Source organism: Candidatus Baltobacteraceae bacterium, assembly GCA_036559195.1.
Classification (GTDB): domain Bacteria; phylum Vulcanimicrobiota; class Vulcanimicrobiia; order Vulcanimicrobiales; family Vulcanimicrobiaceae; genus JALYTZ01.
This window is the reverse complement of the sequence record DATBTN010000044.1, coordinates 1-20,982: the sequence shown is the minus strand read 5'-3', so window position 1 is coordinate 20,982 and position 20,982 is coordinate 1. Positions and strand designations below refer to the sequence as shown.

20 protein-coding genes are annotated in these 20,982 nt (G+C 65.9%); 10 read left to right on the top strand and 10 right to left on the bottom strand.

Going from position 1 to position 20,982, the window contains the following annotated elements; all coding sequences use genetic code 11:
* Positions 1-2: 2 nt before the first annotated feature.
* Together VIG32_05650 and VIG32_05645 are read right to left on the bottom strand one after the other, a co-directional pair.
* Positions 3-1,427 (bottom strand): sugar transferase, encoded by a 1,425-nt coding sequence (locus VIG32_05650; protein HEY8297488.1) that lies wholly within the window; start codon positions 1,425-1,427, stop codon positions 3-5.
* A gap of 43 nt (positions 1,428-1,470) precedes the next feature.
* The gene (locus tag VIG32_05645; protein ID HEY8297487.1) at positions 1,471-1,857 is read right to left on the bottom strand and encodes a hypothetical protein; all 387 of its coding nucleotides are present in this window, start codon (positions 1,855-1,857) and stop codon (positions 1,471-1,473) included.
* Positions 1,858-2,137: 280 nt separating this feature from the next.
* Here VIG32_05645 and VIG32_05640 point away from each other — a divergent pair, with 280 nt between their 5' ends.
* Positions 2,138-3,073 (top strand): hypothetical protein, encoded by a 936-nt coding sequence (locus tag VIG32_05640; protein ID HEY8297486.1) that lies wholly within the window; start codon positions 2,138-2,140, stop codon positions 3,071-3,073.
* Positions 3,070-4,644 (top strand): nucleotidyltransferase family protein, encoded by a 1,575-nt coding sequence (locus VIG32_05635; GenBank protein HEY8297485.1) that lies wholly within the window; start codon positions 3,070-3,072, stop codon positions 4,642-4,644. Before VIG32_05640 ends, VIG32_05635 begins: the two co-directional genes overlap by 4 nt.
* On the opposite strand, the gene VIG32_05630 is transcribed toward VIG32_05635, so the two are convergent.
* Genes VIG32_05630 through VIG32_05620 form a run of 3 tightly spaced genes read right to left on the bottom strand, consistent with a single transcriptional unit; the run spans position 4,554 to position 6,411 of the window.
* Entirely contained in the window at positions 4,554-4,823 is a 270-nt protein-coding gene (locus VIG32_05630; protein HEY8297484.1) for an HPr-rel-A system PqqD family peptide chaperone, read from the bottom strand. The two genes, VIG32_05635 and VIG32_05630, sit on opposite strands and share 91 nt — an antisense overlap.
* A gap of 23 nt (positions 4,824-4,846) precedes the next feature.
* Positions 4,847-5,659 (bottom strand): ABC transporter permease, encoded by an 813-nt coding sequence (locus tag VIG32_05625; protein HEY8297483.1) that lies wholly within the window; start codon positions 5,657-5,659, stop codon positions 4,847-4,849.
* Positions 5,656-6,411 (bottom strand): ABC transporter ATP-binding protein, encoded by a 756-nt coding sequence (locus tag VIG32_05620; protein ID HEY8297482.1) that lies wholly within the window; start codon positions 6,409-6,411, stop codon positions 5,656-5,658. Before VIG32_05620 ends, VIG32_05625 begins: the two co-directional genes overlap by 4 nt.
* On the opposite strand from VIG32_05620, the gene VIG32_05615 reads away from it, so the two are divergent.
* From VIG32_05615 to VIG32_05585, 7 genes are read left to right on the top strand one after another with little or no spacing between them, the layout of a single operon-like run.
* Positions 6,403-7,470, top strand: coding sequence for a glycosyltransferase family 2 protein (locus VIG32_05615; protein ID HEY8297481.1), 1,068 nt, complete (start codon positions 6,403-6,405; stop codon positions 7,468-7,470). The genes VIG32_05620 and VIG32_05615 overlap by 9 nt on opposite strands.
* Positions 7,455-8,675, top strand: a complete 1,221-nt coding sequence (locus tag VIG32_05610; GenBank protein ID HEY8297480.1) for a DegT/DnrJ/EryC1/StrS family aminotransferase — start codon at positions 7,455-7,457, stop codon at positions 8,673-8,675. Before VIG32_05615 ends, VIG32_05610 begins: the two co-directional genes overlap by 16 nt.
* A complete protein-coding gene (locus tag VIG32_05605) occupies positions 8,672-9,688 on the top strand; it encodes a Gfo/Idh/MocA family oxidoreductase (protein HEY8297479.1) in 1,017 nt (338 codons plus the stop codon). Before VIG32_05610 ends, VIG32_05605 begins: the two co-directional genes overlap by 4 nt.
* Positions 9,685-10,323, top strand: coding sequence for an acyltransferase (locus tag VIG32_05600; GenBank protein HEY8297478.1), 639 nt, complete (start codon positions 9,685-9,687; stop codon positions 10,321-10,323). The genes VIG32_05605 and VIG32_05600 overlap by 4 nt, the downstream gene beginning before the upstream one ends.
* A 2-nt stretch (positions 10,324-10,325) precedes the next feature.
* A complete protein-coding gene (locus VIG32_05595; GenBank protein HEY8297477.1) occupies positions 10,326-11,651 on the top strand; it encodes an FAD-dependent oxidoreductase in 1,326 nt (441 codons plus the stop codon).
* Positions 11,635-12,573, top strand: a complete 939-nt coding sequence (locus VIG32_05590) for a polysaccharide deacetylase family protein (protein HEY8297476.1) — start codon at positions 11,635-11,637, stop codon at positions 12,571-12,573. Before VIG32_05595 ends, VIG32_05590 begins: the two co-directional genes overlap by 17 nt.
* The gene (locus tag VIG32_05585) at positions 12,573-15,356 is read left to right on the top strand and encodes a hypothetical protein (GenBank protein ID HEY8297475.1); all 2,784 of its coding nucleotides are present in this window, start codon (positions 12,573-12,575) and stop codon (positions 15,354-15,356) included. Before VIG32_05590 ends, VIG32_05585 begins: the two co-directional genes overlap by 1 nt.
* Here the strand turns inward: VIG32_05585 and VIG32_05580 are convergent.
* From VIG32_05580 to VIG32_05570, 3 genes are read right to left on the bottom strand one after another with little or no spacing between them, the layout of a single operon-like run.
* Positions 15,324-16,085, bottom strand: a complete 762-nt coding sequence (locus VIG32_05580; GenBank protein ID HEY8297474.1) for a class I SAM-dependent methyltransferase — start codon at positions 16,083-16,085, stop codon at positions 15,324-15,326. The genes VIG32_05585 and VIG32_05580 overlap by 33 nt on opposite strands.
* Positions 16,033-17,502 carry a glycosyltransferase family 87 protein gene (locus VIG32_05575; GenBank protein HEY8297473.1) on the bottom strand — a complete coding sequence of 490 codons (1,470 nt, stop codon included), beginning with the start codon at positions 17,500-17,502 and terminating at the stop codon, positions 16,033-16,035. The genes VIG32_05580 and VIG32_05575 overlap by 53 nt, the downstream gene beginning before the upstream one ends.
* Complete coding sequence (locus VIG32_05570; GenBank protein ID HEY8297472.1) at positions 17,492-18,607, bottom strand: glycosyltransferase family 39 protein; 1,116 nt, start codon at positions 18,605-18,607, stop codon at positions 17,492-17,494. The genes VIG32_05575 and VIG32_05570 overlap by 11 nt, the downstream gene beginning before the upstream one ends.
* A gap of 252 nt (positions 18,608-18,859) precedes the next feature.
* Between VIG32_05570 and VIG32_05565 the strand changes: the two genes are divergently transcribed.
* Complete coding sequence (locus tag VIG32_05565) at positions 18,860-19,981, top strand: GNAT family N-acetyltransferase (GenBank protein HEY8297471.1); 1,122 nt, start codon at positions 18,860-18,862, stop codon at positions 19,979-19,981.
* On the opposite strand, the gene VIG32_05560 is transcribed toward VIG32_05565, so the two are convergent.
* Together VIG32_05560 and VIG32_05555 are read right to left on the bottom strand one after the other, a co-directional pair.
* On the bottom strand, positions 19,958-20,359 hold the full coding sequence (locus tag VIG32_05560) for a hypothetical protein (GenBank protein ID HEY8297470.1): 402 nt from the start codon (positions 20,357-20,359) through the stop codon (positions 19,958-19,960). The two genes, VIG32_05565 and VIG32_05560, sit on opposite strands and share 24 nt — an antisense overlap.
* Positions 20,360-20,378: 19 nt before the next feature.
* Entirely contained in the window at positions 20,379-20,900 is a 522-nt protein-coding gene (locus VIG32_05555) for a hypothetical protein (protein ID HEY8297469.1), read from the bottom strand.
* Positions 20,901-20,982: the final 82 nt, after the last annotated feature.

Here is a 20,982-nt window from a genome sequence, read left to right as displayed (position 1 = left end):
CATCAGACCGTTCGATGGAAGAGAAACTCGAAGGCCGTGCGTACGACGATCGTGGCGTCCAGGAACGGGCTCCAATTCTCGATATAAAAGAGGTCGTAGTCGAGCCGTTCGCCGATGCGTGAGAAGTCGACCAGCCGCGGCATGTTCACGTGCGAGAGGGCCGTCAGCCCCGGCCGCACGAGCTGCCGGTCGTCGTAGCGCTCGAAACGCGCGCGAAACACGCTCGCGAATTCCGGGCGCTCGGGGCGCGGGCCCACGATCGACATGTCGCCGGCGAGAATATTGAAAATCTGCAGCAGTTCGTCGAGGCTGAACTTTCGAATCCAGCGCCCCGCGCGCGTGAGCCGGCCGTCGTTTTTCTCGGCAAAGACCGCGCCCGTCGCGCGCTCCGCACGATCGATCATGGTTCGAAATTTGTACATCTCAAAGGTGCGGCCGTGACGGCCGACGCGGCTCTGAGCGTACACGACCGGAAACCCCGATTCGATGGCGATCGCTACGGCGCAGACCGCCATCGCCGGCGCGAACGCTACCAATCCGACGAGCGCGAGCACGATGTCGACCGTCCGTTTGAGCATCTCGCCGGCCGGCGAACACACAAAGAGACGTTGAGGAACGAGCAGGAGCGCGCGTCCGTCTTTCACCACGCGAAAGCGTAGTCCGCCGGCACCAACGGGGAGGCTAGCGAGCGCGAAGTCGAGTCCGGCCTGGTGCGCGAACCGCATCGCGCACGAAAGCGCCTCCACCGAGAGCGCGCTCGTAGCCACGACCGACGTACATCCGGCAGCTCGCGCGCGCTCGTACGGCGCGAACGACGCTTCACGGTGAGGCGACGTTACGATGCGCTCGATCTCCGTCGGTGCGTCATGCCCCAACAGGGCTTCGACCCGCTCGATCGACTCCGCGCTGCCGATCAGCGCGACGCGGCGCGAGCGCGCGCGAGCGCGCGCACCGATCTGCCATTGCATCCACCGCACTGCCGCGATGGAAAGGGCGCCGGCGAGCGATGCCGCGAGCAGCATCGAGCGCGCGTGCGGAAACGGACTCCAATAGGTAAACACGGCAAACTGCGGGATCATGCCGATCGCGAGGGCCGCGCCCGCGCCATACAGCTCGTCGCGCGCGCAGATCGCAATGCCTTGGCGGTAGAGTCCCAGCACCGCGAAGAGCGCGAGCCACAATGCGGCGAAAACGCCCGCCGCCGCAATGCCGGCGTGAATCGTCAAGAGCGCGTCGCTGCGTCCGAACCACCATCCCGCCACGGCAAAGACGGCGATTGCGAGCAGCAGCGCGTCTTCGATCGCCAGGGCGATGCCTTCTCGAGCGCGGACGCCGCGGACCGTGCGTACGAGCGTGCGATCCGGGCCGGCGCTCGCCGCCGGCTCGACGATCGGCGCCGATTGAACGAACGCAGGCGAGAGGCTCATAGCGCAATGGTACTCAAGACGCGCGAACTGGTGCGAGATACGACTAATCCCGAAAATGGAGGCCGTTGGTCTTAGGACCTTTGCGACGAGGAACGAGCGCGGCACCGATGTACCCGCCGATGCCGCCGAGCAGCGTATCGAGAACGTTCGAACCGAAGGATTCGGTCGAGCCGTGCCAACGCTGCGCGATTTCGATCGCGAGGCTAAAGAGCAGGACGCAGAGAGCGGCGAAGCGCGGACGCAGGCCCGCCGCCCACGCGAGCGACGCCCCTCCCAAAACGAAGACGACGACGCTGTAGCCCTTGCGGAGCAACACGTGAAACGGAATCGTTCCCGGCGACGTGACATCGTAGATGCTGCGATCCACGGCCACTCCGGCGAAGAGCAGCATGAGCAAGGCGACGAGAACGATGCGGGCGGTACGCGGCATGGTGCATCTCTACGGCGCGCGGGCGTGCGATTCGTTCGGACCAATGGCCCGAAGTATCGGGCCGTTCGCTTCTACCGTGGTTTGGCGAGGGCGCACTACGATTAGAGCCACTACACACTACGTACGGAGGACAGCCATGTATCAGGAACCCGGTGTCATCGCGTCGTACGACGCCGCTGAGGTTCTCGGAGAAGTCATTGGCTCCGGGAGCTGCCACCGGCACGAGTCGTAGCGGGCTCGCTCGGGCCCGCATCAGTGCGAGCTCGAGCGTATCTCTTTTATGAAGTCTCCCCAATGGATCGACGCGGCCGCGCTGGAGCCGATGCAACTCTCGCCCCGCGAGTCGCGCGCATACGCGGCGAGCGCGCTCGCGACCGTAGACGTGGCAATCTCGAACGGCGTGCGATGCGCGTTTTCCGATCCGCGGGCAGCCGAGCGGTTTGCGGCGCGCTATCGTCATCTGCGTTGTTGGCATCCAGCGCAACATTTTTACGCTTCGCTCGACGCGGGGGCACGTCCCATTTTTTGGCGCGGCGACGGCACGGCGTTTCGCTGGAACGGCGGCCCGCTGCCGGCGTCGAGCGTCGCCTTTCTTGCCGACGCCGTCGTCACCACGCTGTGCTTCGGATCGGACGCGCAGACCGTGACCTTTCATGCCGCCGCGCTGGCGGCACGCGACGGCGCCTTCGCGCTGGTCGGCGCGTCGGAGTCGGGGAAGAGCACGACGGCACTGGCGTGCGCGCTCGCGGGCTACGGCCTCTATTCCGATGAGTTCTGCCGCGTGGGCTCGGCCGGGGTCGAGCCGTTTCCGCGCGCGATCAATCTTCGGCCCGGCGGTACGGCGCTGCTCGCTCGCTCCGCATTTGCCGCACCGGCGCTGCGGCGGCGGCTCGCGGCGCGCGCGAACGCGGGTTGGGAGAACGCGGGGTACGACGACCTCTTCGGGAGCCTCGCCCCGCCGGCCGCAGCGCCGCTGCGCCACGTGTTCCGTCTCGCCGGAAAGAGCGAACGGCCCGCGGTGCGCTCGAGCACGCGGTACGAGATGCTTCGCCACATCGCGCCGCACGCGCGCGTCGAGGCTCGCGGCGGCGAACGTGCCGTCCGGCTCTTAGACGCGCTGACGGGAGCGACGTGCCACGAACTCATCCTCGGTACGCCCGACGAGACGGTGCGCGCGATCGCCGCAGTCGTGGGCGAACCGCGGGGGCGCTCGTGACCGAGACCGAACGGGCGGTTCGCGCCGTGCTGGCGGTCTGTGGACGAGCCGTCGTCCGAATGGGCGGCGAGAGCATGCTTCCAACGCTGCGCGCACCGATGACGCTGGAACTCGAGCGCCTCGACGGCGAGCCGCGCTGCAGCGACGTGATCGTTTTCTCCGACGCACGGGCGCTCGTGGCGCATCGCGTCGTCGGCAAAACCAAGCTGCACCTGCTCACCTGCGGGGACGCGCAACCGCACCACATCGAGCGGGTGGCGCGCGCCGACGTTATCGGGCGCGTCCGCGGGATCCTCAACGAACGCGGCGAGCGCGCGATCGATTTACGAAACGGCGTCGCCGCGCTTCGCGCGCGCGCGATCGTCTGGACGCGATTGCTGCGCGCCCCGGCCGCCCGGGCGCGGCGCGCCAAAGCCGCAACGGGCTCGCGAGCCGCGCGCGCGGCCTTGCTCCACGAGTTTGCGTCGGCGGCCGTGCGCGGGCACGACGGGCTCGCCCGCGATCTGCTCGCCGCGCACCGCGACGAGATCTTCGAGCACGCGCAAGTGCATCGGTGCTTTGCCTTCGCGTCCGCCTACGGCGATCCGGCGGCGGCCGATCGCTGGCAACCCGTCGCAGCACGCCACCGCGCCGCACTGGCGGTGCAGGCAACGCGGCTACGTGCGACGACTCTCGACGTGCGGGATCGCCTGCACGCCGCCGGTATTGCGGTTGCAGCTTTGAAGGGCGCCGCCCGTGCGGCGTCGCCGGATGCGACCGCCCTCCATCCGTCGAGCGACGTCGATCTGCTCGTGCCGCGCGCGCTGGCGCGAGCGGCGGTCGATACGCTTTGCGCGGCGGGCTATCGGCCGACGGGCAATCGATCCGGTTACGAACGCCACCACCACGAAGTTCCTCTGCGTTCGCCCGACGGCGTCATCGTCGAGCTGCACACGTCGCTCGTCTCCGGAGGGGTTCGCCAGGCGAACACGGACTGGCGAAGTCTGCACGATCGCTTTCTCTTCGTGCGCGGCGAACGCGGCGCAATCCGCGTTCTCGACGATACCGCAAGCGTCTATCATCTTCTGCTCCATTCGCTCGACGACTTTCACCTGCGCGATGCGATCGTCGCCGCGCAGTTGCTGGCGGCCAAACCGGCGATCGCGGGGAGCGTCCTCGAGTGGATCCGCGCCAGCGGTCCGTCGACGCGCCTTGCCGGCCTGCTATCGATCGCCTGCGATCTAGCCGGCATCGGCCTACCGATCCGGCCGCTCGCGCGCGCCTTCGCGCGATGGACGCTGCACAAATCCTCGTTGCCGGCGGCGATGCGGCGATACAGCCGCGGTGCGGAAGCTGCGCTTATCGCGCTTTCGGGTGAATGGTCCGCCGCGGCGGCGGTACTCTGTTCGGGCGTACGCGATACGCCGACGCTGCGTCGCTCGCTGCCGCGCAAGATCGCGCACGTCGCGGCGCAACTCGCGATCGCTCCGCTGGTAGCGGGCTACGCGCTCTGCGTAATGACGCCCGAAGCTTCGAGCGTCGCGAGAATCGCACGCACGTCGCGCTCCGCCCGTTCCAGTTCGATCCCGTAGGTCTGCGCGAGTTTCCCGGCGATCTCCGGCGCACTCGCGCTTCCGCTGCACCAGCCTAAGATGGCCCCGGCCGTGGCGTTGACGACGTGAATCTTGGCGCCGCGTTTGTCGTACACGACCACGTCCTGGGCGCACTCGCGCAGTTCCACTTCCGCGGCCAATTTAGGATAGTCAATCATCGCATCGTCCTTTCGTAGACCCGCTAGTATTGCGCGAGCGTGCCGGCCATTCGTTCGGCGCGCAGGGCTCTCGAAAAGAGCAGCAGTGAGAGCGGGAAGAGGACGACCGATGCAACGCTCAGCCACACGACGTCGCCGGCGATAATCGGAAACGCCGCACCCGCCAGCGCTTCCCGCACGGCGCGCAGCCCGTGCGTGATCGGCAGCAGCCACGACACGATCTGCAGCGGCCCCGGCAACAACGCGACCGGAAAGAGCACGCCGCTGAGCAGCGACATGCCGCCTCCGACGAAGAAATCCGACGGCGAGACCTGTTTGAATCGCAGCGTCGCCGCAGCGCTCAAGATGCCCAGCGGCACCGTCGAGCTTACGATGAGCAGAAAGCAGAGCAGCGTCGAGCCGACGTTGACGTGCGCGAACGGTGAGCCGCCGAACAGGAGCGATGCCAGCACGAGATACCCGGCGCCCTGGATGACCGTAAGCGTCAACGGCCACAGCATGCTCGCGAGGACGAAGGTAGCGACATTGGGTGTCGCCGCCAGAGTCGCTTCGATCGTACCGACCATCTGATCGTTGCGGATCGCGCGATCGACGCTCTGCATCGCCACCTGCATCATCGAGAAGAACGCGAGATTCACCACCGCGTACTCAAAATAGGTGCCGTGGCGCCCGCCGGCACCGAAGAGCGCGGAGTTCGGCACGAGCTTCGAGATGAAGTAGGCGCCGAAGACGGCGACGGCTACGCCCACCCATTGCATGACGAAGTTCATCGGGTAGGCCATCGCGATCCGTAGGTCGCGGCGAAAGAAGGCGCCCACGTTGACGGCGGCGATCACTGGCCGCTCGCAAGACGGAGCCGTTGTTCGTGCAGTACGGCGGCGGCGGGTCGCGTTCCCGAAACGATGCCGTTCTCGAGAACGGCGACGTGATCGCAGAGTTCGTGCACTTCCTCAAGCGAATTACTCGCAACGATCACGGTCTTGCCTTCACTGGCCGCCAAGCGATCGCGAATCAGCGCGCGGATCTCGGCGGCATGCGATGGGTCGATCGCTCGCGTCGGTTCGTCGAGCACGAGCACCGCGCCGTCCGAGAGCAACGCGCGTGCCAGCGCCAGACGATGACGCATGCCGGTGGAGAACGTACCGTACAGGCGATCGAGATCGCTCTCGAGATCGAACAGGCGGGCGCAATAGACGATCCGATCCCGCAATCGCTTCCCCCACAGACCGCCGAGCCCACCGAAAAACTCCAGATTGGCGCGGGCGCTCAAGCGATAGTAAAAGGAGCGATCGTCGGCCAAGCCGAGTCCCAGGAGCTTGCGCACCGCCGCCGCATTCCGTGCGGCATCCATACCGAAGACCTCAACGCGGCCCGCGCTCGGCACGGTCAGCGTGGCGATCAGCTTCAGGATCGTGGTCTTTCCCGAGCCGTTGGGACCGAGCAGTCCGACGATCGAGCCGGGCGCCACCGAAAACGAAACGTCCCGCAGGACGGGACGTTCGAATCGCGGCCGCAGCTGCGCGAGCGGGGAGAGCGAACCCGTCCCGAAATTCTTGACGACCTTTTCCAGCCGTACTGCGTGAACCATACCTCCAGTATTCTAGGGCGCACGAAGCTACGGGCGAAAGGTGTGAACGCCGCGAGGCCCGGGCCCGAAAGGCCCTACACCTGCGGGTGTATTCGACCGAAGCAACCGGCAACCCAATTGAGGTACGTTGTCGGAGTGAATCCGAAGCTTAGCGTCGTTGTGCCGGTGTACAACGAAGGCGCAACGCTCTTTTCCCGGCTTTCGTCGATGCTGGTATGGCTCGACGCCGAGTACGGCCGTGAAGCCTACGAATTGATCGTCGTCGACGATGGCAGCACCGACGCCAGCCGTGCGACGATCGAGTCGTTCGCGCGCAGGCACGTTTCGTGCGTGGCCCTCGCGCACGGCGCCAACTGCGGCATGAACGCCGCGGTCCGCACCGGCGTACTCCGCAGCAGCGGCGAGTGCGTCGTGACCTTCGACAGCGATCTCACCTACGAACCGGCCGCGATCGGGCGGCTCGTGGGCGAACTCCACGCGAGCGGCTCGACCGTATGCGTGGCCTCGCCGTACATGCGCGGCGGTGCGTGCGTGGGAATTCCGCTCGTGAAACGTCTGCTCAGCCGCTGGGCCAATCGCTTCCTCTCGTATGCGACCCGCGGCCGGCATTTTACGATGACCGGTATCGTACGTGCCTACCGCGGAAACTGGCTGCGCGATGCTTTGAGCGTGCGCGCGATCGACGCAACGTACGGGCTATTTTTTGAAGCGCTGCGCTGCGGTGCGCCAATCGTAGAGATTCCCGAAACGCTGGATTGGAGCGCGCAACCGAAGGATCGCGCGCGACGCGTCAATCTGCTGGCCACCGCGCGCCGAACGTGGCGCGTCTTCTGCGCCGGCATTGCGGCCCGGCCGGCCCTGCTGGCGGGCATTCCGGGATTGTTGCCCGGAATTCTGCCGGCCGTCGTTCTGATTGCCTTGTTCCTTCACGCCTCCACCCGAACGCTCGCGATCGCAACCGGGGTGACGATCGCGATTCAGTATACCAGCCTCGCCCTGGTCGGCCTCCAGGTCGGCGACTTTCTCACTAATGGAGCAGTACTGTGCAAACGTCCGTGACACTTCCCAACGATCAAGACGCCTCGGGCCGTTCTTTCGGCGATGCCGAACTCGAGGCGTTGCGAGCCGTGCTCGAATCCGGAACGCTGATTAGCACCAAAGGGCAGTTCGTCAAGCGTTTCGAGCGCACGCTCGCGGCTCGACTCGGCGTCAAGCATGCGTTTGCGTGTACCTCCGGAAGCGCCGCGATCCATACGGCCCTCGCGGCGCTCGATCTGGAGCCCGGCGACGAAGTGGTCACGACGTCGATCACCGACATGGGCGCCCTGACGCCGATCGTCTATCAGGCGGCCATCCCCGTCTTTGCCGACGTCGATCCCCTCACGTGCAACGTGACTCGCGAGACGATCGAGGCAGCGCTCTCCCCCAAGACCGCCGCAATTATCGTCACGCATCTCTTCGGCAATCCGTGCGATATGGAGCCGATCGAAGCGCTCGCCCGCGAGCGCGGCATTCCGATCGTTGAAGATTGCGCGCAGGCCTATCTCGCGACCGACCACGGCCGCAACGTCGGGTCGATCGGCGCGCTCGGCTGTTTCAGCCTGCAACAAGGCAAGCATATCACGTGCGGCGAGGGCGGCGTGGTCGTCACCGACGACGACGCGCTCGCGCGACGCGTGATGCTCTTTATCAACAAAGCCTGGGGTTATGGCGACGCCCATCCCGATCATTATTTCGCGGCGCTCAATTACCGGCTCTCCGAACTGCAGGGCGCCGTAGCCTACGCGCAGGTAGAGCGCCTCGACCAGTTCGTCGACATCCGCCGCACGCGCGCCGCCGAGCTCACCGCAGCGCTCGCGGGCGTGGGCGGCATCGCACCTCCCTACGTCGCCGAGCACGCGACTCATTCGTATTGGAAATACGCACTGCGCATCGATTCCGCGATCTACCCCGAAGGGCCGCACGGATTCGCCCGTCTGCTCAAGGGATACGACGTCGCCGCCGTCCCACGCTACATCCAGAAGCCGGCTTTTATGTGCGAGGTGTTCCAAGCGCGGGCGACGTTCGGCTCGAGCCAGTTTCCGTTCTCACTGGCGCGCCCCGAGGCGATCGACTACCGTGCCGAACGCTTTCCAGGGACGGCCGAGGCACTCGAGGACGTGCTGGTGCTGCCGCTCAACGAGCGCTACACGAGCGAGCACGTCGCACACGTCGCCCACGCGCTGCGCGCGGCCGCCGATCAATTGCGCGTGATCGCGGCATGAGCGCGCCTCAAACACCGCTTCGCATCGCACTGATCGGCGCCGGCGCGATCGGCCGCGTGCACGCCGAAGCGATTCGGCTGGCGCGCGGCGTCGAATTGATCGCCGTCTGCGACGCCGATGCCGAATCGGCACGCCGCGTCGCGCTCGAAAACGGCACGCGCTCGTATACGTCGTTCTTCGCTCTCGCGCAAGAAGAGTCGCCCGACGCTGTCGTCGTCGCGACGCCCCCAAACACGCACCGGTCGATCGCCGAGTTCTTCGCGTCGCGCGCCATACACGTGCTCTGCGAGAAACCGTTCGCCACCGATGTAGCCGGCGCGCGCTCCATGATCGCTTGCGCGAAGAATGCCGGTTCCATCGTGAGCATGGCCTCCAAGTTTCGGTTCGTCACCGACGTTCGAGCGGCGCGCGAGGCGATCGCGGCCGGCAAAATCGGCGAACTGCGAAGCATCGACGTCGCCTTCACCTCGCGCGTCGACATGCGGTCGCGCTGGAACGGCGACCGCGAGATTGCCGGCGGCGGCGTCATCATCGATAACGGCACGCACGCGATGGATATCTTTCGCTATATCGGCGGGCCGCTAAGCAGCGTGCGCGCGACCGAACCGGTGCGTCACCAGGACATTGCGGTCGAAGATACGGCGACGGTTTGCGCGCGCTTCGGCGCGGGCGGCGTCGCAACGGCCGACCTGAGCTGGTCGCTCGACAAGCGCCTCACGCAGTACTTGCGCATCTGCGGCGATGACGGCGCGATCGAACTTGGATGGGCGGGCTCGCGGATGAAGACCGCCGCCGATTCGCAGTGGGTCGAGTTCGGCAGCGGCTATGCGAAGATGCGCGCCTTCGTGGGCGTTATCGAGAATTTCGCCGGCGCGATTCGGGGTGAGAACGCACTCGAAGTCACCGCCGCCGATGCCCTCGCTTCCGTCGAAGCCGTCGACGCCGCATACGCATCGCTTCGCTTCAATATGTGGATCGAAGTAGGGGCCGGCACGATGGTCGAGGTCGCATGACGATCGCCGAACTCCCCGAGGTTCGCATCCATCCAGCGGCGATCGTCGAGCCCGGCGCGCGCGTCGGTCGCGGAACGAGCCTTTGGGACGGCGTTCACGTTCGTGCCGGCGCCGCCATCGGCGAGCAGTGCATCGTCGGCGAAAAATCCTACATCGCCTACGACGTGTCGATCGGCGATCGCTGCAAGCTCAACGCGATGGTCTACATCTGTGCCGCCGTCACGATCGAGGACGGGGTGATGATTAGTGCGGGGACCGTCTTCACCAACGATCGGTTCCCACGCGCGACCAGCCCCGATCTGCGCGAACTGCGTTCGAGCGAGCCCGACGAACACACACTTCCGACGCTGGTGCGCGAGGGCGCGACGATCGGCGCGAACTGCACGATCGGCAACGATTTGAGCATCGGCCGCTTCGCCATGATCGGCATGGGCTCCGTGGTTACCAAAAGCGTACCGGACTTTCATCTAGCGATCGGCAACCCGGCGCGATCGATGGGCTGCGTCTGTCGCTGCGGCACGCTGCTGCTGCGATTCGCGGACCGCTCCCCGCAGGCGACCGAGGACGTCTCATGCCGGGACTGCGCGCGCGACTATACCGTTCGCGACGGCGTCGTTGCGGAGCGAGGGGCGTAGCGATGCCCGCGCGTCTAGCAATCGTCGGCGGCGGCATGTTGGGCGTGGCGATGGCGCGACGCCTGGCCGCAACGCACGAGGTCACGATATTCGAACGCGCCGACGGGATCGGCGGACTCGCCGCACCCTGGCGCATCGGCGATCTTGAGTGGGACCGCTTCTATCACGTCATCCTCGAGAGCGACGAACACGTCATCGCCCTGCTGCGCGAGCTGGACCTCGATTCGGCGCTCGAGTGGAAACGCATCAAGAGCGCCTTTTTTATTGGCGGTCGCCTGCAGCCGTTTTCGAGTGCGCGCGATTACCTGGCGTTCGATGCGCTCAATTGGCTTGACAAGCTCGCGCTCCTACGGAGCGTGCGCGGGGCGAAGCGCGAGGATCCGGCGCTCGACGATATCTCCGTCGAAGCGTGGATGGTGCGGCTCGCAGGCCGGCGCGTCTACGAACGCATTTGGGCTCCGCTGCTTCGGGCCAAGCTGGGGGACGGCTACGCGCGAGCCTCCGCGGCTTTTCTGCAGGCCACGATCGCGCGGCTTCAAGGTACCAAGCATGCAGGGCCGGCGCGTTTCGGCTACGTCGACGGCGGCTACGCCACGATCGTACGCGCGTTGACCCGCGATCTCGCGCGGTGCGGAGTTTCCCTGCGGACCGGCGTCTGCGTCGAGTCGATCGCGCACAACGCCGACGGGACCTTCGACATTCGTGCGAATAGCGAAATGCAGTCGTTCGATCGCGTGGTCGTGACTTCACCGCCGCAGACCGCCGCGTGGATGTGCCCGTCGCTCTCCCGCATCGAGCGCGATCGGCTAGCAAACGCGCCCGGGTTGGGCGTCGTATGCTGCTCGCTCGTGCTGGATCGTCCGCTCGGGCCTTATTACGTGACCAATCTTGCCGATGCGCGCATCCCCTTCACCGGTATCATCGACATGAGCGCGCTGGTCGACCCGCGTCACTTGAGCGGGCGAGGACTCGTCTATCTCCCCCGTTACGTCGATTCGAGCGAGGACACCTATCACACCGGCGCCACGCTCTACGACATGGCCGTGGATTCGCTACGCCTGGTCTATCCGGGTTTCGACGAGCGCCGCGTGCGCGCGTTCGAGGTCGCCCGCGCGCCGTACGTTATGCCCTTCCCCGAGTGCGGCGCGGTGAGCCGCATGCTCCCGATCCGCACGTCGGTTCCGGGACTCTTTATCGTGAACTCTTCGCAGATCGCGCACGCGACCTTAAACGTTAACGAGACGCTGCGGCTGGCGGCGCAGGCGACCGAGATCGTACGGACTGCGGCGATCCAAGGAGACGGCCCGCGCTATGTCACACTTCGGTAGCCTCTCGCTCGACCTCGATAACGAGTGGTCGTATCTCAAGATTCACGGTGACGCCGCGTGGACGGATTACCCCTCGTATCTGGACGTCGTAGTGCCGCGCGTTCTCGAGTTTCTCGCGCGTCGCGATCTGAAGATCACGTTTTTCGTCGTCGGTCGCGATGCCGCGGCGCCGCGCAACCGCGAGGCGCTCGCGCAAATTGCGCGTGCCGGACACGAGCTGGGCAATCACTCGTTCTCGCACGAACCGTGGATCGCCCAGGCCTCCGAACGCGACGCATACGACGAACTGGCGCGCGCGCATGAGGCGATCGCTCAATCGACCGGCCAGGCGCCCGTCGGATTTCGCGGTCCCGGTTTTGCGAGTTCACCGCAACTGCTTAACGCCTTGATCCGCAGCGGCTACCGGTACGACGCCTCCGATCTCGCCACGTTCATCGGACCCCTCGCCCGCTGGTACTACTTTCGGCAGTCCCAGCTGGACGCGGCGCAACGCCTCGAGCGAGCGACGCTGTTCGGCACCTTCAGCGACGGACTGCGCCCGAACCGCGCGCACGTAAAATACGCGCCCGCCGGTTCGATCGTCGAGATTCCGGTGACCACGATGCCGATCGTGAGGCTGCCCATTCACTGCAGTTACCTGCACTATATCGACGCATTCTCGCCGGTCGCCGCCGACCGCTATTTTGCGCTTGCGATGAGCCTGTGCCGAGCAGCCGGCGTGCGCCCGTCGCTGCTCTTGCACCCGCTCGACTTCCTTGGAGGCGACGACGTTGCGTCGTTGCGCTTCTTTCCGGGAATGTCGCGCCCGTCATCGGAGAAACTCGCGAGCATCGCGCGCTTTCTCGACATCTACCAAAAGTCACTCGAGATCGTTCCGATGCGCGAACACGCGCGCCGCACGCAAGCGCTCGCAGCCGCCTGATGACCCGTTCGCCCGAGACCCTGCGACGGTTGGCGGTCGTTGCGATCGTCTCTCTCGATGGCGTACCCGCGTGGCAAGCGGATGCGATCGCGGCGCTGCGGGCCGAACCGTCATGCGATCTGCGCGTCTTCGGTGACGCGCGCGCCGCGCATTCCTATGGAACGATCGCGCGTCTGCTCGCCCGGCGGCAACTCGCGAACCGCTCGCTCGAGGGCGTGGTCGAACTCGACGACCTTGGCGTGCGGCCGCCGGTCGACGTCGTCATCGATTTTCGCCACGATGCCGAAGCATTGCCGCAACCGTTTACCGGGCGCTACGGAACGTGGATCCCGGAGATGCACAGTTCGACCCGCGAACTGCCGTATGCGCGCAGCGTGGCGAGCGGCGATCGCGTCGTCGAAGCTCGCCTGCGCATCGCGAATACGTCGCGCGTGCTGCGAACGGGACGCTTCGGCATTCGCTACTCGTACGCGCTGACGTTGACAGACGTATTCCGTCACCTCAGCGCCTGGCCGGCCCTGTGCGTCCGTCTCGCGGCCGCCGGAACAGTTGCCAGTCGCGACGTCGCCGCGACGATGCCGGATCCACAGCGACTGGGGGCATGGGACCTCCTGCGGTTCGGTGCGGCGCAAGCCTACCGTGCCGCGCGTGCGGCGCTGCGCTTTGCGCTCGTTGACGACGCGTGGGATATCGGCACGGTGTCGATCGACGCCGGCAGAATCACGAGCGAGCGCGTGATCGTGAGCGGAGTGCGCTGGATGCATCCGCGCGAGCGCAGGCCATTCTATGCCGATCCGTTCTTTTTGCCCGGCGCGTCACCCGCAGTTCTCTGCGAAACGTTTTCGCACCGGCTGCGCCAGGGAAATTTGGTGGCCATTGGCGTCGACGAGCGTTGGAGACCGCTCGCGCAAACGCGCATCGCCGCCGATTCCGGTCACTGGTCCTATCCGTTCGTCTTCAGATACGACGGCACGGCGTTCTGTCTTCCGGAGACATCGGATAAACGGCGCGTCGACGCCTTTACCTTCGACCGCGGCACGCTCGTTTTGGAGCGTCACCAAACCGTGCTCGACGGTATCGGCGCGTGCGACAGCACGATCGTGAACTACCTCGGCACGTGGTGGCTCTTCTGTACGCGTGCCGGTTGCGATAGCAATGCGGCGCTCTACCTGTATAGCGCGCCCTCGCCGTTCGGACCGTGGACGCCGCACGCCGCCAACCCGGTGAAGACCGATCTCGCAAACGCGCGCCCGGCGGGCCCGCTCTTTGTTGAAAACGGCGTTCTCTATCGGCCCGCTCAGGACTGCAGCGTTCGCTACGGCGGCGCGGTCGTCATCAACCGCGTGCTTCGGCTCGATTCCGAGGCGTTCGTTGAAGAACCCGCGGCGCGCATCGATTCGGGCGATGCCCGGCTCCCGCACGGGATCCATACGTTCGCGCGCCTGCCCGACGGCCGCATATTGATCGACGGCCGGCGCGAATATCTCACGCTGCGAAAGGCGTGGGGAATGGCCATGCGACGACGGCGCAGCGCCGCCGTCGCCGCCGCAGCCGTTGCAGCGTTACTCCTCTGCGGGCAATTCGCCAGTGCGGCCCCCGCACACGTTCGTACGTATCTCTATTATGGCGCGTTTTCGACCAACGTCGACATTCCCGGTTCGTACATGGCGCGCAAAGCAACGTTCGTCGAAACGGCCGGCGGAACGCCCGAACTGGTCGGCGCGTTTAAGGCGGCGGGCGGCGAATACGCACTGGCCTATACCGACCCGACGCTCGTGCCGTACTGCAAACCGCCGTTCGTGGCGCCAGCGGGTGCCTGCGCGGGACCAATCGGCAAAGAGATTTCGTCGAATGAGGACGCTTGGCTTCACGCACCGGACGGCGCGCGGCTTCATCGAGCCGACGCCTACACGCACGAGTATCAGGACGTTCTGAACCCGGCCTCTGCCGTAACGCAGCGCGCGTACGCGCGTTATACGGCGGGTCTCGCCGCTGCGGCTAGGCTGGACGGTTTTTTCGCCGACGACACCGGCTCTGAGATGAACGGGGCGTTCGACGGTTTCGGCGAAGCCTCGCGCGAACTCGCCGGGCCCCAGGCGTGGCTCGCCGCCGAACGCGGGCTGATCGCGTCGGCCGCTCGTCCGGTCATTCTCAACGGCGACGGCGAGGATTGGGGACCTGCGTATGGCGGCGCCCTCGCACGTTCGCGCAACGTCCTCGGCGTCAACTTTGAAGGGTGTTTTTCGAGCGCGGCCATCGGCATCTTGGACCAGCGCTATGGCAACTGGCCGCGAATGGAGAACGCGCTGCTTGCGGACGATCGCCTGGCGCGATACGTCGTTTGTATGATGACGGGTCCGTTCGCGCCCGCGCAGCGCCTCTACGCGCTCGCTTCCTGGTGGCTCAGCTACGACTCGCGCTGGTCGGTCGCCGCGCCGGTGGCCCGGGCGCCCGACGGACACACCGTGTATCCCGAGTACGATATCGTTCCGGAATCGCCCATACGCTCGGCGCACGCGCGCATCGGCGAATTGGCCGATGGCGGGGCATACGTGCGCGAGTTCGCTCGCTGCTATCAGGACGCGCGAAACATCGGCCGGTGCGCGGCGGTCGTAAACGATCGAAACGTACCGATCCCCATGCCGTCGGTACTGCGCCGGTATTCCCAGAGGCTTTCGGTCGACGCCGCGAGCGAATACGCTCGCGGCCGAGCCACGTGGACGAACGGTGTTCCGGCCACGCTCGCGCCGCTAACGGGCCTGGTTCTTCTCGATTCGCGTTAAGAAGTGAATGAACGGGCTCTTCGCGAGCACGGTTGGGTCGTCGCTCTCTGCGCCATCTAAGGCGAAGGCCGTAATCGCGGCAAAACCGCAGGCGCCCAGTTCCGCGATTTGCCGGCCATACGACGTGTAGCAGCTCCGCACGGCGCTGCCGGCGACCACGCCATAGCCTTGGCGCCGCGCGGCTTCCATCTTCGCGCGAACGCTCAACGTTCGATTACGAACGCACATCCGAACGTGACGCGCGATCGAACGCGGACGAATCCAGTCTTCCCGCTTCAGGCAGAGCGAATCATCGAGCCCTTCCCAGTCGATATTGTGCGTCGAAAAGAGAAAGTACCCATCATCCTTGGTCACGCGGCGAACCTCCGAGAGCACGCGGCCACGATCGGCGCGCGGGACGTAGTCCAGGCCGTTGAAACTGAACATGGTGCGATCGAACGATGCATCCTCAAAGGGCAGATCGCGCGCGTCGGCTAGAGCAAAGCGCTCGGCGGGCAGCGCCGGGAACCGCCTACGCAGGGCGGCGATCATTTCCGGCGAGTAGTCGACGCCCACATAGCGGGCGACCCGCGGTTCGACGTGCAGTGTGGTGCGGCCGGCGCCGACGCCGATATCGAGAAACGAATCGCTCGGCGATACGAGCGTTTCCAAGAATCGGCGTTCCGGCACATAGAGCTCAGCCAGTCCGGCGTAGTACGCGGCGCGTGCCTTCGACGTGCGTTGGTTCATCGGTACTCCTTTTCGAAAGCTGCGCCGCACCGAGCGCTGCCAGCAGCAACGCGACCCAGGTGAGCGCTTTGGGAACGGCCGTTTGCATACCGGTCGCAAGCGCCGGAGGCTGCGAACGCAAGTATGCGCCCCAGCTTTCGGCTGCGAGCACGCCCGGGTTGCCGAAGGCAACGGCAGCGGAGTGGCCCACCGGAAGATGGCGCAAGGCGAGAATCGCAACGAGACCTGCGAGCGTACAGGCGAGTGCCGCCGTTATGGCGAGGCGGCCTCGCGGACTGGCGGCAATGGCGAGAAATAGCGCGCCCGAGCCGATTGCGGCGGTTGCGATGACCGTGTCGTGCGTGGCCGCGTACCATGGAATGGCGAGCGCGACGGCGATCGCGCTCCACGCCATCCGGCGCGAGGTCCTCGCGAGCGCCGCAAGCGGCAGAATTAGTGCGACGCAAAGCTCCACGTCGTGCAGATACGGCGCCCCGAGCAGCGCGACCGCGGCGGGCGCCGCTACGATCGCCGAGCGATCGGCAAACCGCCGGAGATACGCGGCGACCACGAGCAGCGAACACACGATCGCGGCAACGTACAGGGGCTGCGCGAGCAGCGTGGCGTAGCGTTCGCTCAGGCCGCCGGCGTGCAGCGCCCAAACCGTACCGTACTGATCGGCGGCAAGCAGCTCGGCGTGCGACATCGCCGGCAGCACCTGCGTGAAATAACGCAGCCCCGTCGCGAGGCCCAGCGACCAAAAGTGCGCGACGGCCAAGACGGCCGCGCCGCCGATCACGACCGCGCGAGAGCGCGGTGCGAACCAAGAAAGCGCGACCAGAACCGGGAGCCCGATATGCGGTTCGATCGTGGCGGCGATCGCGGCGACGGCGGCGAGCCGCTCGCGTCCCGCGCGCGCCAGCACGGCGCTTGCGAAGAGTGCGGCGGCGACGAGCGGTCCGAGCTGCCCCCACCGAATGTTGAGCATCGCGACCGGCACGAAGAGGATCGCGAAGACCGCGACGGCCGGCATTCGCGAAAGTCGCTGCCCGCACGCGACGGCGACTCCAAAAAACACACACGACAGCACGAGCCAGAGAAACTTGGCGGCCGGAAACGGCAACTTTGCAAGCAGCGCAAACGGAAGAACGGCGTATCCCGGCAGCGCCGCGGGCTCGGCGGCGCTCGCCGGAAGATATCCCGGCGTCCAGATGCGGTGTTCGCAGGATCGCAGCGGCTCGAGCAGATAGGGATTGCGTCCGGCATCGAGCGCGGCTCCCGCGCAATAGAAGATCGCGAAGTCCGTGGCGGGATACGGGTCGCCGCCGTGGCGGTGGAGCGCGCTATCGAACAGCGGGCGCGCTCCGAAAAACGCGAAGACGACGAGCGCGCAGACGGCGACGGTCGCCGCGAACTCGCGGCGCGTTTTAGACCGCACCGCGCGCTCCGCGAGAAAGCGCGATCGCGAGGCCGCAGCAGAAGACCGGCAGGAGCGGGAAAATGACGACGCGCGGAATATCGCCCACGATCGGATTGACGAGGATCGTCGGAATCGACGCCGCCACCAGGCCGAAGAAAAACACCGCGTCTGCTCGCGTTCGCCAGCGCCAAAGCGCGACGAGCGAAAGCGGCGCCGCAAAGAGCGCGAATGCTAGAGCGATGCTGCGAATCGTCACGTACCCGACGCGCGCCGCGTACCACGCCCATAGGGGCGCGGTCTTCAGATACGCGCTGCTATCCCGTAGCTGCGCCACCACCTCGCCAAGTCCCGGCGAATGGGCGGCCAAGCCGATGGCTACGAGCGCGCCGCACAGCAGCAGGGAGACCGCACCGATTCGCAGTCCGAGACGCACGTGCCGTTGGTTCTTCGCGCCGATACCCGCGAGAACGAGCACGAGCGCTGCGGCCAACGGCACGTACGCAATGGGACGCGTGAAACTCATGAGCGTCGCTGCGGCGGTAAACGCGGCAAACCACGGCCATTTCGCCGAATCGGCGTAGCGGCAGACGGCATAAATCATGGCCACGAGAAACGCGAACGCGAGCATATCGGTCGAGGCACCGCTTCCGTACGACCGTACGTTTGGCAGCGCGCAGCACGAGAGGGCGACGAGCGCGGCGATCTCCGGCGCCGCGTAGAGCATCGCGAGCGCGTACAGCAGCAGTATTCCGGCGACGAAGGCGAGGTTGGATACGATCAGAAGCGCTTGCATACCGGCGAGCGGCCAGAGCCAGGAAGCCGCCAACGGGTACACGATTCGCGGCGCGAAGAGCGCCCAATATTGCGGATACGCGGCGTACAAGTAGTGGCGGCGAAGGGGATCGGCGAGCTCGGGTTTCCCGGCGTAGAAAAGCTGCGCGGACGAGCGCGCCCGAGCGTACGGGATTCCGGCATCCATTTCCATGCGAATCGCGTAGGTGTATCCGTCATACCCCCAATCGGGATGACGATCGGTCTGCACGTGAATCGCCGCGGCGGCAACGATGGCCAACACCAGCGCGTATGCGCGCGCGCGCCAGGCGGCAAGCTTCAGAGGAGCCACGCACTCAGGCTAGCATGCGGAGAACGCGCGCACTGCGGCACATCGGTACGGCGCGGCGAGCGCTCCTGCCCGAGCGCGTGGGGTATTTTGCCGGATTTCATGGAGGCTTTCGGCCCCCGCGCGCGCCGTGCGGTCTTTCGGCCCTCTCGATGCGGGTATGCGGCCCTTTTCACTGCCTCGGGCGAGCCGTTACGATGACACGGAACATGCACGCAACAGAACAGCATCTGGCTCCTACGCCGCGGTGAAACCGTGAGCGATTACACGGTCGAACGAATCGACCGGCTCGCGGCTTTCGAGCTTTTGCGCGCAAGTTGGGAGCGGCTACACGCGATCGACCCACACGCGCACGTGTTTACGAGTTGGGGATGGCAACGCGCCTACTGGGAGATCTCGCCGTATCGTCCGTTTGTCGCCGCGGTGCGCGATCGGCGAAGCGACGCATACGTTGCGTTCGCTCCCCTCGCGAGCGAACGGTGGCCGGCTCGATTGCCGTTCGGCGCGGCGCTTCATCTCGGCGGCAGTCCCAAAGCGGACTATACGGGGCTGGTTGCCGACCCGGCCCACGAAAATGCAGCAGCGGAAGTGCTCGCCGAATATCTCGATGGACTAACGTGGGATCACGCGTTTCTCGACGACACTCGCGATCCGCGCATCGCGCTCATCGTGGAGCGGCTGCGCGCGCGCGGCAATCGAATCGTGACATCGAGATCCACGACCTGTCCGTACGTGGTTCTCGGCAAGGATTTCGAGGGATACCTCGCCGGCCTTTCCAAGAGTTTTCGCGCGAATCTACGCCGCTCGCTGCGCACCTTCGAGCAGCTCGGAGCAACGCTTGAAGTCGCCGACGACACGAACATCGACGAGCGCATCGAGATGCTCGTCACGCTGAACTATCTTCGCTGGCGAGGCAACCTCGCGCACGCACGCGTGCGGTTCGGTACGCTCTTCCGCAACGCGTACGACCGCGGCTGCCTGCAGATATTCTCGCTGCGCCGCGGCGGTGAGACGATCGCCACGCAAGCCGTCTTTCTCTGCGAGCGCGAAGGGGCGTATCTGATGTATATGACCGGCTCGGATCCCGAGTACGCCAAATACTCGCCCGGTATCGCACTCAACGCCCTCGCGATCGAACACGCGATCGCGCGCGGTTACAAGCTCTACGATTTTACGCGAGGAAACGAGGCGTATAAAGCGCGCTTCGGCACGCAGACCCGCGAAACGCGCAACGTGCTGCTGGCGCGGCGCGGGCTACGGGCCGCCGCCGTGCACGCCACCCGCGGTTGGCAAGCCGCTCTACGCAGCCGCGCGCTCAAAACGCTCGCCGCCGTATCGCATCTCCGCCCGCACTCAATACGGGAACGCCGAGCGTAGCCAGACGACGAAGTGGTCGCTCGAGAAAGCGACGTGCCGGCCGCCGATGGTGCCGTGGCCGCCGAACTTATCGCACGATATCGATCCGATATTCCGGCCTGACCGATCGTAGAACTCGACGAGCCAGCGCGCGTCCACGCGCGTGTCCTTGGCGACCGGTCGCGCGATCTCTGCCGCTTCGAGAAGCCGCGCGATCTCCTCGCCGGAGCGGCGATACACGGTCGCGTTGGGGTAGAAGCGCACCCGTTCCGGCGCGATCGCGACCCGCGTCATCAAGCGATCGCTCACGTGATAGACGATCATCGAACGCGCGCGGTCGTAGCTGGCTGGAACCACGTTTGCGGAGGCGAGTGCGACGGCTAGAGCCGCGTGGAGCATGAGCGCGTTTCCTCGTAGATCATAGGCTCGTCGGTTTCGAGACGGTGAAGAGCGTTCCGCGATGATCGGTTCGAACGCCTTCTCCGAGTATCTTCGCGGCGCGCGTCTCCACGCCCGCGATCACCCGCTTTTCTTCCAGATCGTCGTATGCGGGGTCGGGCGATGCGAGCAGTCTTTTCTGCAGCCTCGGAGCAGTGAGGCGCTCGAATGCGTGGTCCTCTTCGTGCAGTAACCCGAGGGCGGGCGTCTGGCGGCCTCCCTGCGTCGTGCGCAGCGCCGAGTGCGGGTCCCACGCGATCGTATCCGCGCCATCGAAACGATCGTTCCCATCGCGAATGATACTGAGCCGCAGCGCACGCCGCCCGTGTTCGAGCGTGTAGAGTATGGCGACCGCCTCGGGGTCCCTCGCGAGATAGCGTTCCGCTTCGGCAAACTCTTCGAAATGCGCTCTTGGGATACGCAGCCGCCCGAGCACTTCATCGTTACCGGCAACGCGCCCACGAAGAAGCCCGTCCATCGTAACGCCCCGACCGATCCTCACGCCACACGTTCACGACAAGCACGCACGCGCGCAAGCAGTGCTTCCGTCCCTTTCGTCCTTCGACAAGCTCAGGATGACAACT

Excerpts from the sequence above, each read along its gene's own strand:
- VIG32_05650 (HEY8297488.1), bottom strand. The coding sequence starts at position 1,427 with ATGAGCCTCTCGCCTGCGTTCGTTCAATCGGCGCCGATCGTCGAGCCG.
- VIG32_05645 (HEY8297487.1), bottom strand. The coding sequence starts at position 1,857 with ATGCCGCGTACCGCCCGCATCGTTCTCGTCGCCTTGCTCATGCTGCTC.
- VIG32_05640 (HEY8297486.1), top strand. The coding sequence starts at position 2,138 with ATGAAGTCTCCCCAATGGATCGACGCGGCCGCGCTGGAGCCGATGCAA.
- VIG32_05630 (HEY8297484.1), bottom strand. The coding sequence starts at position 4,823 with ATGATTGACTATCCTAAATTGGCCGCGGAAGTGGAACTGCGCGAGTGC.
- VIG32_05620 (HEY8297482.1), bottom strand. The coding sequence starts at position 6,411 with ATGGTTCACGCAGTACGGCTGGAAAAGGTCGTCAAGAATTTCGGGACG.
- VIG32_05605 (HEY8297479.1), top strand. The coding sequence starts at position 8,672 with ATGAGCGCGCCTCAAACACCGCTTCGCATCGCACTGATCGGCGCCGGC.
- VIG32_05600 (HEY8297478.1), top strand. The coding sequence starts at position 9,685 with ATGACGATCGCCGAACTCCCCGAGGTTCGCATCCATCCAGCGGCGATC.
- VIG32_05595 (HEY8297477.1), top strand. The coding sequence starts at position 10,326 with ATGCCCGCGCGTCTAGCAATCGTCGGCGGCGGCATGTTGGGCGTGGCG.
- VIG32_05590 (HEY8297476.1), top strand. The coding sequence starts at position 11,635 with ATGTCACACTTCGGTAGCCTCTCGCTCGACCTCGATAACGAGTGGTCG.
- VIG32_05585 (HEY8297475.1), top strand. The coding sequence starts at position 12,573 with ATGACCCGTTCGCCCGAGACCCTGCGACGGTTGGCGGTCGTTGCGATC.
- VIG32_05580 (HEY8297474.1), bottom strand. The coding sequence starts at position 16,085 with ATGAACCAACGCACGTCGAAGGCACGCGCCGCGTACTACGCCGGACTG.
- VIG32_05560 (HEY8297470.1), bottom strand. The coding sequence starts at position 20,359 with ATGCTCCACGCGGCTCTAGCCGTCGCACTCGCCTCCGCAAACGTGGTT.